Annotated in this window: 9 protein-coding genes and 2 pseudogenes; 5 read left to right on the forward strand and 6 right to left on the reverse strand. The window is 54.5% G+C overall.

Translation table 11 applies throughout. The features are described 5' to 3' along the window. Positions 1-10: 10 nt before the first annotated feature. From IKB43_05810 to fabF, 4 genes and pseudogenes are all read right to left on the reverse strand, one after another. A pseudogene (locus IKB43_05810) lies at positions 11-1,594 on the reverse strand (polysaccharide biosynthesis protein). Positions 1,595-1,990: 396 nt separating this feature from the next. Further along, complete coding sequence (locus tag IKB43_05815) at positions 1,991-3,373, reverse strand: hypothetical protein (GenBank protein ID MBR2469654.1); 1,383 nt, start codon at positions 3,371-3,373, stop codon at positions 1,991-1,993. Between the two features lie 258 nt (positions 3,374-3,631). Then, positions 3,632-4,525: pseudogene (locus IKB43_05820) on the reverse strand (hypothetical protein). Positions 4,526-4,693: 168 nt separating this feature from the next. Beyond that, a complete protein-coding gene (gene fabF, locus IKB43_05825; GenBank protein ID MBR2469655.1) occupies positions 4,694-5,923 on the reverse strand; it encodes a beta-ketoacyl-ACP synthase II in 1,230 nt (409 codons plus the stop codon). A 205-nt stretch (positions 5,924-6,128) separates the two neighbouring features. Between fabF and orn the strand changes: the two genes are divergently transcribed. The 5 genes from orn (at position 6,129) to IKB43_05850 (ending at position 10,189) form a co-directional block, all read left to right on the forward strand. Then, positions 6,129-6,683, forward strand: a complete 555-nt coding sequence (gene orn, locus IKB43_05830) for an oligoribonuclease (protein MBR2469656.1) — start codon at positions 6,129-6,131, stop codon at positions 6,681-6,683. Between the two features lie 9 nt (positions 6,684-6,692). Continuing rightward, the gene (locus IKB43_05835) at positions 6,693-8,078 is read left to right on the forward strand and encodes a penicillin-binding protein (protein MBR2469657.1); all 1,386 of its coding nucleotides are present in this window, start codon (positions 6,693-6,695) and stop codon (positions 8,076-8,078) included. A 1-nt stretch (position 8,079) separates the two neighbouring features. Continuing rightward, positions 8,080-8,949, forward strand: coding sequence for a prolipoprotein diacylglyceryl transferase (gene lgt / locus IKB43_05840; GenBank protein MBR2469658.1), 870 nt, complete (start codon positions 8,080-8,082; stop codon positions 8,947-8,949). Between the two features lie 635 nt (positions 8,950-9,584). Further along, positions 9,585-9,761: a type II toxin-antitoxin system HicA family toxin gene (locus IKB43_05845; protein ID MBR2469659.1), complete on the forward strand. Its 177-nt coding sequence runs from the start codon at positions 9,585-9,587 to the stop codon at positions 9,759-9,761. Positions 9,762-9,769: 8 nt separating this feature from the next. Further along, positions 9,770-10,189, forward strand: coding sequence for a type II toxin-antitoxin system HicB family antitoxin (locus tag IKB43_05850; protein ID MBR2469660.1), 420 nt, complete (start codon positions 9,770-9,772; stop codon positions 10,187-10,189). A gap of 93 nt (positions 10,190-10,282) precedes the next feature. Here IKB43_05850 and IKB43_05855 read toward each other — a convergent pair whose 3' ends face one another. Together IKB43_05855 and IKB43_05860 are read right to left on the reverse strand one after the other, a co-directional pair. Then, the gene (locus tag IKB43_05855) at positions 10,283-11,620 is read right to left on the reverse strand and encodes a fibrobacter succinogenes major paralogous domain-containing protein (GenBank protein MBR2469661.1); all 1,338 of its coding nucleotides are present in this window, start codon (positions 11,618-11,620) and stop codon (positions 10,283-10,285) included. 558 nt (positions 11,621-12,178) lie between these two features. Further along, positions 12,179-13,525, reverse strand: a complete 1,347-nt coding sequence (locus IKB43_05860) for a bifunctional folylpolyglutamate synthase/dihydrofolate synthase (protein MBR2469662.1) — start codon at positions 13,523-13,525, stop codon at positions 12,179-12,181. Positions 13,526-13,641 lie beyond the last annotated feature (116 nt).

Genomic DNA, 13,641 nt, shown 5'->3' on the forward strand with positions numbered 1-13,641 from the left:
CCGCCAAAATTTACACCTTCGGCATCCTTACCGTCTTGTTAAATTCTTCGGGCGTAGTGAAGGTGGGTACAATGTGGTGCAGGGCGGAAATGGCGGTCTTGTCGTCATTTTCCTGGGCTGCATTTTTCAATGTCCAAAGTTCATTGATAAAGGTATCGGCATCAATCTCGATCTGCTTTCCGATATAGATGAGCTTGTTCTTGGTCTTCTGCAGACCCTCTTCGTTCATCAGCAATTCTTCGAGAAGTTTTTCGCCAGGTCGCAGCCCCGTGAACTTGATTTCCACATCCTTATAGGGCACCTTGCCATACATACGGATCAGGTTTTCAGCCAAGGTCACAATCTTTACGGGCTGTCCCATATCCAGCACAAAAATCTCGCCACCGTGAGCAAAGCTTGCCGCCTCAAGCACCAAGTTCACCGCCTCCGGAATAGTCATAAAGTAGCGGATAATGTCTGGGTGTGTCACCGTCACGGGCTTGCCCTGCTCAATCTGGCGCTTGAACAAGGGAATCACGGAGCCGTTACTTCCCAGCACGTTTCCAAAGCGGGTGGTCACAAATTCAGTCTTGCAGTCCTTTTGTTGTGCAAAGAACTGGACAATCATTTCGCAACAACGCTTGGACGCCCCCATCACGTTGGTGGGGTTCACCGCCTTGTCGGTACTGATCATCACGAACTTTTTCACGTTGTGCAACAGGGAAAGGGTAGCCATGTTAAAAGTGCCCACCACGTTGTTCTTGATGGCTTCCATGGGGTTATTTTCCATCAGAGGCACGTGCTTGTGGGCCGCCGCATGGAACACCACCTGGGGCTCATATTTCTTGAAAATCTGGTTCATGCGGAAATAGTCGCGAACACTTGCAATCAGAGTCACCAGGTTCAGGCGGTCGCCATACCCCATCACCAGTTCCTGCTGGATTTCGTAGGCATTGTTCTCGTAGATATCCACGATAATCACCTGTTTGGGCTTGTACTTTGCAATCTGGCGCACCAATTCGCTACCGATGCTGCCACCCCCGCCGGTGACCATGCAGACTTTACCCTCGATGAACTCTCGAATTTCAGAATTGTTGAACTTGATGGGCTCGCGGCCAAGCAAGTCCTCCACCTTGATGTCGCGGATCTGGCTCACAAAGTTGGTGGCGCCGGTCCCCACGGCAGATGTATCCAGGAGAGTCCCGATAAAGGGCAGCACCTTCACGGGGAGACCCGTCTTGCCGCAGATATCCAAAATGACCTGCCTGTCCTCTGGCGGGCAACTGGGGATGGCGAATATAATCTGCTCAATCCGCATTTCCCTGGCCACCTTCGGTATGTCGCTGGTGGAACCCGCCACCAGCACACCGTTGAAGGGCTTGCCTATCTTGTAGCGGTCGTCGTCTATCAGGCACACGGGGTTGATGTTCTTGGCGGAACCCGTGCTTTCCCCGTGGCTCGCGTCGGCCTGGTTGTTGCGGATTTCGTCCAGCAGCAAGTGTGTGGCGTTCCCCGCACCAATAATCATGGTGCGCTTGCGTTCGGCCTCGTGCATTCCCGTAGAAACCAAAGACACAAAGGTCCTACGGAACAGATAACGGAACAGAGAAACTCCCACCACCGCCACAAAGGCGTGAAGCAAGGCAAATTCCCAGAACAGGTCCTTGTGGAACAGGTACACCAGGCCATAAGCCACAGCAATACCTACGACAATTCCCTTGACGCAACTCAGGTAATCCCGCTTGCTAAAATAACGCCACAGCTTGTTGTAGGCACCAAAGAACAGCAGGCTTCCAAAGCAGCAAATAATGCTTACGACAATAATGAGAAACAGGTCAGGCCGACCGATACGCTGGGCGAAAAGGGGCAGAGGGTAGTTGGCGATCAAAGCCGACACCGCCACCACGAAGGCATCCGCAAGGGCAAGCACCCGCTTTCGCAAGCGGAAACTGTTCATCAGCGCCTTGAAGTGCCCGCTTCCCTTAATTCTCTCTTTAATGTTCGCCATATGCTACCACATGAATGAAACTCTAATGTCTGCCGCCTTGGAGTCCCCCAAGGTCAACTCTCCCGAAAAACCAACAAACCGTCCGTTGTACCCGATGGCTGGAGCCACGGTATAAACAAGAGGCGCCCCATGGGCAAAACGCTTGCGCACCGTCTTGTAAGGGTCTTCGATGTCACTGCCGGCATCGGTCCCTTTCCACAGCCACTTCTGGTGTACGCCCGCAAACAGCTGTCCAAGGGACCCAAGGGCCGCCTGGGCATATACCGTCCAGTCCACCGCCAAGCTGTTGGGGCCATTGGGATTCCCTAGAGGAGCCCCCAGGTTCGCAAGCTGCGCATGGGCGGTATCGTAATGACAATAGGTGTAGGGCTCCACACGGGCGATTTCGGCAATGGTACCCGCACTGAGTCGCTTTTGCCCCACGTAAAAGTCGTGCCCCGCCTGCAGACCCAGCATGCCTGCCCAGCGGTTGTTGCTGTACTTGTTTTCGTAAACTGCATTGGGCGATTCCAAATCATCCAAGAAGAACTCACCATAAAGCCTGACCGCACTGAACAGGCGGTAGTTCATGTCCAGGGCCAGAGCGCCGTTGTTTACCCGCTCGGTGTAATTGCCCTTTTCAATAAAAAGCGGAGCGATGGGCACGAACAGCCAGGGCTTGTTCTCGTTGTACAGCACCTGGATTTCGCTCATGCCGATAGTCAAGTTTCCCAAGGCCAGTTCGTAGCGGTGGGCATACAGGTTCCGGTCGTTCAGGTTGTTCTTGCTGTAGCTCCAGCTGTCCACCCGAAGGTCTGCATACACGCTGAACACCCGCAGGGGTCCAAAGGTCAGGTCCAAGGAAAGCATGTTGTAGGGCAAGGCAAACTGGTTCAGGGATAGATTGTTGTAGTAGCCCGGCCCCCAGTGGAGCACGTCACGGGCCAGTTGGAGCCTTGCCCAGGCGTAGTTCAGGGCCATGTGTGCCCTGTAGCGGGAATAGCTCACGTAGTCGGCACCGGCATTGCCTTCCTTGGTCTGTACGTCAAAGACCTCGCCGTCGAAACTCTTGGGCTTCTTGGCGGAATGCTCGCCGGCATACATGCGGGCATCCAAATCGAAATCTAGGGAGTCGGCGTAACCCCGCAAGTAAATACCCCCGTCAAAAGAGGGCCACAGGGTATCGCCCAGAAATTCACTACCGCGGTATTCCGCCCCGAACACCGGGGACGCCGCCACACCGAAACTGTGGCTCTTGCCAAAGAACTCACCGGTGGTATCGGCCATGAACATCATTGCGCCGGATTCTGCACGGGTAAAGTTCCGGATAAATCCGTAATCACGCCTGGGGTAGGTAAAGAACTGACGGTCCTCCCCCACGGTCTGCCTGTGGTACTCCATGAGCATGGGGGAATGTTCCAGACCCTGCAAATTCCGGGTACGTTCGGAACCCACCACAGGGGCAGCCCCCGAGGTTCCGCACGTAACCCAAAAAACGCTCCAGAAGAGCAATATCCGGAGTTTCATTTGCATTTGTTAGAAATATAAAAACATTAACTCAAGACGTCATTCTGAGGGCGCGTAGCGACTGAAGAATCCAGACCAGCGGAACCTACCGTATTCCCCCAAAACTATTTCAGGGTCAGGATGACAACTGGGGTGGGGCTAGAACTTAATAGGATACAGCAAGAACCAGTGAAATTCAGGATAAACTTGCACAGCCGGTGCCGGCAGTTTGAAATAGTTCAAGCTCTTTATCAGGGTGCGGGCCATGCGGCTCTGGGGGCGGAAAGCCTCCAAGTCGTAGTCCAGGGCGATATACACTTCCCTGTGGGGGGTAATCTCCTTGTTGTGCAAAAAGACGCCATCGTCAATGCTTAAACCGGCCGCAATGGCAAGCCAGCTGGGGTAATAGCTGCGGACAGCTGTCGGCAACATACGGTAAATCTTGAAAGACGCCCAGAATGTCTGATTCACGTAATCGTCGGTAAAGACACAGGTGTGGTTCTTTCCGTCTATCTTGCCTTGGTCGTAATAGGCCCTGCTGTTAATCCAATAGCTCCACTTGAGGTCCACGTACTTGAACAAGGGCACGTATCGCTCCGCCATGGGCAAGAAACCGCCCAACGTCCCGGAAAGCACGTCAAAGATGCTAAAGCCCCACTCCGGAGAATAGGCATCCTTCACGTCGATGGCAACGTGGGTCATCATGGCAGAAAGACCCGCAAACAAGTAGGACTGGAACTCCGTAGCACCTGCCCAGCGGTACCCCTCGTAAAAGAGTTCGCCCATGGCCACGCCCGAGGCAAAATGCCCGAACTTGTCCAGGTTCAGGGCGTAGTCAAAGTCGTTCTCGAAATGGAAATGATTGCCCTGTTCGTCCCACCAGCCCTTATCAAAAACAAGCCAGTAGGCAGCCCCGTAGGCAATGAGCGTCAGGGAGGCGACGCCCCCAACCTTGAGCCAAGAGACCTCGTCGGCCAGATCCGTGGAATCTTCGCTGCGGTAGTCCCAGGTAGAATCGCGCCAGGTGGGCGGATCGTAGGGAGCCGCGTGGGCCACAAGTGCGGCCACCAGACACAAGACGGCTATTTTCACACAAGAAAATTTCACGGGGACAAAAATAAAAAAGTTACTAGTTCCAAGATTCTAGTTACTAGAAATATTTAATCAAAATCTCTAGTAACAAGAACCTATTAACTAATAACTGCGTCGAAGACGCCCGAACTAGTCCCGGGCCAGCAAGAGCACGCTGTTCTGGCCGCCAAAGCCGAAGCCGTCGGACAGGGCGTACTTGAAGTCGTGACTGGTGTTCTTGTTGGCGCACACATCCAGATGGATGCGTTCGTCCTGGTTGAACACGTTCCTCGTGGCATGAACCATCTGGTTCTGCAGGGACTTCACGGTAATAATAGCCTCGAGAGCACCGGCGGCACCCAGGGCATGACCGATCATGCACTTGGAGGAGTTCACCTTCAGGCTGTCGCGGGCACCGAATACCTTTTCCAGGGCGGAACATTCAGCCACGTCGCCAAGAGGAGTAGAAGTGCCGTGGGTGTTCACGTAGCCCACGTCGTTCGGAGAAATTCCTGCATCGCGGAGCGCCATCTCGATAGCGAGACGCACGCCTTCGCCGTCTTCGCGGGGAGCGGACATGTGGTGGGCATCAGCACTCATGCCAACGCCTGCGATACGGGCCAGAATGTTGGCGCCGCGCTTCTTGGCATGAGAGAGGCTTTCAAGCACCAGGATGCCGGAACCTTCGCCCATCACAAAGCCGTCGCGGTCCTTGTCGAAGGGGCGAGATGCTGTGGACGGGTCGTCGTTGCGCTTGCTCAGGGCATGCATGTTGGTAAAGCCAGCCAAGGCCAGCGGGTTCACCGTCTCGTCGGTACCGCCAGCCAGCATGATGTCGGCACGACCCAGACGGATGGCGTCGTAGGCGGCGGCGATGGAGTGGTTGGAGGTTGCGCAGGCGGAAACAACTGCAAAGCAGGGGCCCATCCAACCGGTACGGTTAGAAACTTCGCCGGCGGGCATGTTCACGATGGCCATGGGGATAAAGAAGGGGGACACACGGCTAGGGCCGCGGTTGGCTAGCGTCACGGCGCTATCCGAATACATGTTCATGCCGCCCACGCCGGCACCGATAATCACGCCGGAGCGGCTGGGGTCTTCGGCCTTGGGGTCAATTCCTGCGTTGGCCAGGGCCTTGTAGGCGGAATAGACGGCATACTGGATGCACTTGGAAAAACGGGACTGGTCGCGATTGCTGAAATATTCGGAACCGTCGAATTCCTTCACGGCGGCGGCAATCTTGATGGGGCATGCGCTTACGTCAAAGCGGTCAATGGTGGCAATGCCGGACTTTCCCTGCAAAAGATTATCCCAAAGGATATCGGGGGTGTTGCCAAGGGCCGAAACGCAGCCCATACCAGTGATTACAACTTCTTCCATAATTGCTCCTATTGGTGTAACAAATTAACGCGGGCCAATATAGAAAATAAAAAACTTACATTAAATAGTTTTATTTATCATTTGGCGAAAGTTGGCGACAAAAAGACACCACCGGTGAAAAACGGACAGAAAAATGCGATGAAAAGATAACATTGGCACAGACTCATCTCTCAACTTTTTGAAAAAAACTAGATTTAGCACCGTTATGGCAAAGATTAAAAGCGCACCGAACCTGGTGTGGATGGACCTGGAAATGTCGGGGCTCTACCCCGAAAAAGACGTGATACTGGAAGTGGCCACCATAGTCACCGACCCGAACCTGAACATTCTCGCCGAAGGCCCGGTGCTTGCCATCTACCAGACCGAAAATATCTTCAACGGCATGGACGAGTGGAACTCCAAGCACCACAAGCAGAGCGGGCTTATCGACCGTTGCCGCAAATCCCGCTTTTCCATTGCCGATGCCGACCAGATGACCCTGGACTTTATCAAGCCCTTCACCCAGGAGAAACTGAACGTGCTCTGCGGAAACTCCATCACGCAGGACCGCAGGTTCATGTACAAGTACATGCCCAAGGTAACGGGCTGGCTGAACTACAGGAACATCGACGTCAGTTCCATCAAGGAACTCACCTTCCGCTGGTACCCGAACCTGCCCGAATTCAAGAAGCAAGAGAAGCACCAGGCCCTGGACGACATCCGGGAAAGCATCGCCGAACTGGCCTACTACCGCAAGACCATCTTCAAGGAATCCCTTTAACAGATGCCCATTCAACCCCTGCCCTACGCCCAACGGCTCCGCAACCGCATTATCGCCCTGGGGATATTCGCGACCCTATGTTTCATGATAGGCTCCTGCATTTTCGGAGGCGGCAAAAAAGAAGAAGTCGCAAAGCTCCCCGAAGCGCCGGAAGCACCCCTCGTTGCCGCCGACTCCGCAGGCAACACCGCCAGTAATCCAGTCAACGACAGCGCCGCAAGCGATTCCGGAGCAAGAGACCTCGAAACCGCCATGGCTGAAGGTTCGCCCCTGACCCCCGCCGAGCAGAAGGCCGAAGACATGGCCAACGCCCAGGCCGCCATCACTGCGGCGGTCACCCCCGAGGTTCCCCCCGAAATCGAGGTCATCGACTCCACCCACATCAAGGCCCAAAAGAACGTATTCCTGGCCGAAAAAATCGACAACATGCTCCGCCGATTCAAGCCCATGTACGGCGTCATCTTGGTGGTGGACGTGCAGACCAACGAGATTATCGCCTGGGGCGAACGCAAAGACGAAAAGGTCCAGAGCACGCCGGACTTTTTCGTGAAGAACACCTTCCCCGCAGCCTCCCTGGCAAAGACCATCACCATCGCCGCCGCCATGGACAGCAAGCGCTACTCCCTGAACACCCCCATCCCCATGATCGGCTCTTACCACACGCTGTACAAGAACCAGTTACGGGTCAAGGAGAACTACACGGGCCCAACCATCGAGCTGCAAGACGCCTACGCCATGTCCGCAAACCCGCCCCTCGCCCTCATAGGCCTGAACGTTGGCGCAGGCAGACTGAAAGAAGCCGCCAAGAAACTGGGCTACAACACCAACTTCCCAAGCGGCATCCCTGGCCGTTCCAGCTACACGCCACCCGACAGCGGTTACGGACTTGCCGAAGTGAGCTGCTGCTTCACCGAATCCACCACCCTCACCCCGCTTTTGGCGGCGGCACAGGTTCGGGCGATTCTCGCAAAGAAACCTCTTGAAATTCCCTGGGCCGAAAACCTCGCCCCCTACGCTCCCAAGAACCGCATCGCCCTGAACGCAGGCTCTTTCAGCGAGAACACGTACTACGGGCTTAGGCAGGCCATGATCCGCTCCATCACGAACGGAACGGCCCGCAAGCAGATTTCCACCCGGAACATGGCCCGCAAGAACTACAACGCCCTGGACATCGGCGGAAAGACCGGCTCCCTGGACGGGCACGACCCCTACGGACGCTACGAATGGTTCAAGGGATTCGCCCAGTCCAAGGAAGACCCCAAGAAAGCCATCGTGGTGGTCATCTTGCAGATTCACGACCTGCAGAAGGTCCGCAGCCAGCCCGCCACCCAGGTGGCCGCCATGATCATGAACTACTGGGCGCACCAGAATTTGAACACCAAGAAAGGAAAGTAACATGGATTTGTCCTGGTGGAACCTGATTCCCACGTATTTTGACGGAACCGCATTCACGCTGGGGAGTTTCCCCGTGCGCTGGTACGGCATCATGTACATTTTCGCCTTCGTCACGGGCTACCTGACCCTGACCCACATCAACAAGAAAGAAAACCTGGGCTACACCAAGGAACAGTTCGACAGCCTTTTCACCTGGATTATCGCGGGCATCATCATCGGGGCGCGCCTTGGCTACGTGTTCTTCTACAAGGCGGACTACTACCTCGCTAACCCCACCGAAATCCTTATTCCCATGAGCAACGGGCATTTCGTGGGCATTTCGGGCATGAGCTACCACGGGGGGCTAATCCTTGGCACCGTGTTCACCATCATCGGCATCAAGCGCAACAAGATGGACCTGTGGAAAACTCTGAACCTGTGCTTTCTGCTGGCGCCCCTCGCCTACACCTGGGGCCGCTGGGGGAACTTCATCAACGGGGAACTCTTTGGCGAAGTGACCACCAGCCCCATCGGCATGTGGTTCCCGCTGGCAAAGGACAGCCTGGTGAGCCCGCCGGTGCTCCACCACCCGAGCCAGCTCTACGAAATGCTTTTCGAAGGCGTTCTTTTGTTCGTAGCGCTCTACAACCTGCGCCGCATTCCCGTCCTACACGACAAGATGCCCTGCCTGTACCTGATAGGCTACGGCACCGCACGGTTCTTCATCGAGTTTTTCCGCATGCCCGACGCCCACATTGGACGCGTGGACCTGTTCGGCATGAGCCGCGGCCAGACGCTGTGCAGCCTCATGATTCTCACTGGACTTATTTGGCTGATCGTGCTAATCGTAAAACAGAAGAAAGCCGCAAAGACCGCAGAAGCAAAATCCTAATGTGGGGGAAGCCTCCCCCTCGCTCCTGCGACTTGTCGTCCTCGCAACCCTTCTCGTCATCCTCGCGCAGGCGAGGATCCACTATCATCCTGGCGGGGATCTCCTAATCGCATCCGCTACCCCCTCTCCTAGGGGCTTCGCCCCTAAAACCCCATCGCTCTTTCATTGTCATCCTCGCGAAGGCGAGGATCCGCTATCATTATGGTGGGTATGTCCTTTAACAAATCTCTCCCTCGATGAGAGCCTTCCCTCGTTCACAGGGACTCATTTCATTCGACTGCTCACTCGAGAAACTCACATCTCGGTCGAAAAATAAGCGGTTGGCTCGGGAAACAAATGTTTTTTTGTGGGCGAAATCCGCTTTAGCAGGTTTGGCTAGTTACCGCAGGGGGAAACTCTTGTGACTGTTAGTCCCTGCGAGTTTCCTTCAAGAAGTCTCCCCGGCTGTCATGCCGGACCTTCCCTCTTGTCATGCCCCGCTTGACGGGGCATCTCCCTTTCATTCCATCGTAAAATTTTCCTTTACAAGGCTTTTTTCGGCCTGCATCTCCGTCTTATACAGAGGACACCCTAAAAACGGAGGCATGATTAAATTTATTTATTGACAAATAAATAAATTTATTGTATTTTAATCTATGAAGTTTAAAGAAATATGCAACTATGCCAAAGAAAGAGGCTGGATACTCGGACGGATAAACGGAGATCACCACATCTTCGTAAAACAGGGCAAGCGCCCAGTTCCGATACAAAGGAACAAACACGAGATAGAAGGAGTCTATCTCAAGAGAATCTTGAAACAGTTTGACCAGTAGAGGCGACCATGAATTACGCAGCAAGAATCGAGAAAGACAAGGACATGGGTTTCGTGGTTTCGTTCCCCGACCTGCCCAACGTAAACGCCTTCGGCGACACACAAGAAGAAGCCCTCAAGCAAGCGAAAGACGCCCTTGACGGTGCCATGGAATGCGACCTGGATCTCGGCAACACCATGATTTTACCCAAGACCACGCCCGATTCCGACAAGGGACTTTATGCGGTCGAACTTTCCCCGCGAATCGAGATTGCATACAAACTTTTCGAGGCCCGCAGAGGTCAAAAGAAAAGCGATGTGGCAAGGCGGGCAAACATAACCCCGCAGGCCTATCAGCGTTTCGAAACACCCAAGGGATCACCGTCTGTAGAAACCCTCTACAAGCTAGCTCATGCCCTCGGCAAGCAACTCGTGGTAGAGTTCGTGTAGCCTGCTACCGATGTTCGTTGGTGGTCTTTGTCAGGCCACGGAAAAAGGCGAGGCCGTCAGGATGGCACATCTTGTAACAAGCGGCCCTAAGACCTAATCCATCAGACAACGAACAGAATACCCGACGTCCTTGTTGTAGTCGTACAGGTACACACTGCCGCCGACGTAGCGCAAATACATGTGGTACGCGAGGTAGCTGCTGCTTTCAGTAGAACTCCAGAAGTACGCGCCGTAGCCCTCGCTTTCGTAACTCCCATCGTAGCTCCTGCTGCCGGCAGGAAGCGCCGAAAACCCGAAGGCATCTGTTCCGTTGCCATTGATCTTCCAGCCTGTCGCGGACTTGAGCTTGAAACCCGCCGTAGAAGAGCCTCCCACCGCCGTGAACAAGGCTTCCCATTCATCATGGCTTGGCAGGTGCCAGCCCTTGGGGCAGATGCCCCGCACCAAGGTCGCTGAGCCCGCCGAAGCAACGCTACAATCCTTGCCATGGCCGCAACCCTTGCCGCTTGTGCTCCAGGTGCCCACACTGTCCATGGCCGCAGCCCAGGTATAAAGACGGCCGTACCTGAGACGGCCGTACCTGGCACAGTTGGCAGGGACGTTGTCGTAGCACCAACTGGTGGAATCGGAGGCATAGTAGGCGTTATCAAAGGGAACGCCGGTGTAGGCGTAGTTCAAGTTCTCCGCCATCCACACCTGGCCACCGATTTTCACGGTCTTGTATTCCTGACCATCACGAGAATCCTTCAAAATTCCATATTCGCAGTTATCTTCTTCGTCAGTTTTGCAAGGCATAGCAACCACAATAGAAGATGAAGATTGTACAGAACTACTGGACGCAACAGAAGATGACGATTCTTCAACCGAACTGCTGCTCGAAGCCTGCGCAGAACCATTTGATTCAGGATTCTTGGACTCACTGGAAGATTCATCCTTTTCGTCATTGCAACTAGAACTGAGCGATACCGAAGTTGAACTCGAAGAGTTCGAAGCAATCTCTACACTTGATGAGCTAGCCCATTCGGTGGGTTCGGCAAGCTCACCACCCTTATCGTCGGTCTTTGCAGAAGCGTTCTCCCACTTGCCGTCTTCACAGACAAGGCTCTTGTCTTCGTCGACGATATAGGCAACTTCGCCTTCGCGCTTTGCGGTGCAGTTCTTGATGGCGTCGTTGTTCGCGTAATACTCGCCCTTGTTTTCCCAGCGACCGTCTTCGCACTTGAACGCCGTCGAACCTTCCTTGACAAAGGCAACCGCGCCGTCGTACTTTTCAATACAACCCGGCAAGTCGTCTTCGGAAGCGTAGACTTCGTCGAGAGTGGACGCGCCCGCATTTGTAGAAGCGTTTGCGCCACCGTCGCTGTCGCCACAGGCAGCAAACAGTACGGCACACAGGACCGCGAATGAAAGTTCAGGGAAAAGCTTTTTCATGTCCAATCCTTTTTTCGAGGAGGTTGTTTGTATGTAATCTATATAAAATTTTCGGGAATATCAAATGAAGAACCATGAAATGCGGTGAAAGAGGGGTGTTTCGTGTGGCCCCGGGGTGACAATGGAGGATGCAAGCGGATCCTCGCCTACGCGAGGATGACAAAGATGGATGCGATGATGCCAGGTGGCGGCTCGAGGGCCGTCATGACGTAGGAGTGGGGATGACAATGGAGAAGCGCAAGGGATGACATCTCGAGGGAAACTCGCAGGGACTAACAGTCACAAGAGTTTCCGCCTGTTGTAACTGCTCAGACCTATAGTAAATATTCTTACCCGAAAAAACACTTGTATGCCAAAGCCAACGCTTGTTTTTTGACCGAGATGTGTGCTTCCCGAGAGAGCAGTCGAACGAAGTGATTCTGCTCTCGAGGGAAGATACACATCGAGGGAAAGATTTGTTAAAAACAGGCCCGGGGTGACAATGGGAAGGGCAAGGAGATCCCCGCCTTCGCGGGGATGACAAGGAAGGTCGCGGGGATGACAAATTCGTGTAGCCTGCTACCTATGTTCATTGGTGGCTTTCGTGAGGCCGCGGAAAAAGGCGAGACCGTCAAAGTCATTTTTCAGGAGGTCGATGACCTCCCCTATCATATACAAGGAGCCCGTCACCAGAGCAGGCGATTTTACTTTGTCCAAAATGTTGTCCAGTACCTCGCGGGAAAGAGGACCCGTAGAGGCGACCGCCGACCCCATCTTCTGCAAGATGCCGGCGATTTCCGACGGTTCGCGAAAACGCTCGTAGGGTGTTCGGACCAGGTGCCACTCCGAAACATAGGGAGCAAGAAACCTGAGCATTTCTTCTACGTCTTTGTCCTTGAGGGCTCCAAAGACGCAGGGGAACTTTTGCCCCGGATAGTAGCGGTCCAGAGTTTCGGCCAAGCGTCTTGCCGCATGGGAATTGTGGGTGCCGTCCAGAATAAAGCGGAGCGATCCTTTGGCGTCAAAAAGTTGCTGCATACGGCCCGGCCAGGAGCGGGTTTTCAAGACTTTTAGGGCAAGCTTGTCATCGTAGTGGTCTGCTGCGGATTGACCCGCCGCGACATCGGAATCTAGCATCAGCTTCGCTGCCGCCAGGGAGAGGCTAGCGTTTTCCACATAATGCCGTCCCAAGTTTGGCAGCTCAATGTCTTCGCGGGTTGCGGGCGTTACCAATTCCGCGCCGACCGCAGCGGCATAATCTCGAGCCTCGACAAGCAGGCTTTCAGAGAGACCACCAACAACATAAACTTTCTTGCCAGAGATTGCTTCGTCACTGGCGTTCCTCGCAATGACATCTGGTCTCGCAACGACTCCAGGCATAACCGCCATCTTTTCCTTAAGGATGGCGCTTTCGGTTGCGCCCAGAACTTCGGTATGTTCCAGCCCGATGCTGGTGAGTACCGCTACGTTCCCGCGGGCGACGGCGGTAGAATCCAGACGGCCGCCCATACCTGCTTCCAGCACGGCCACCTGCACGCCCTGCTCCCTATAGTAGAGGAAGGCGGCCACGGTAACCACCTCGAAGAACGTCGGTTCTACCCGGGCAGCTTCGGCGGCGGCTTTCACCTGCAAAAAGAGCCGGTCCAGGTCGACATCAGAGACGGGCGTATCGTTCACCCGAATCCGTTCCCGCAGGCTTATGAGATGCGGGCTGGTGTAGAGGCCTGTCTTGAGCCCGTGGGCCTGTAACACCCCCGCCAGGTAATAACTGCAGGACCCCTTGCCGTTGGTTCCTACCACGTGGATAGTGCGGAAAGATTCTTGCGGGTTACCCAAGGCCTCGCAAATCTTGAAAGTAGATTCCAGCCCGGGAACCATCCCGAACATCAGTCTTGACTCCAGATATTGTATGCCTGCGGAATTCATGGGCACAAATGTAGTTTTTTATTGCAAAGGGGGCGTTGCGGGGGCATCCCCCGCAGAAGGGGTGGCGAGCAATGTAATGCGAGCCAGGGGAAGGCTTTCCCCTACCAACCACTCGA

Source organism: Fibrobacter sp. (assembly GCA_017503015.1).
Taxonomy (GTDB): domain Bacteria; phylum Fibrobacterota; class Fibrobacteria; order Fibrobacterales; family Fibrobacteraceae; genus Fibrobacter.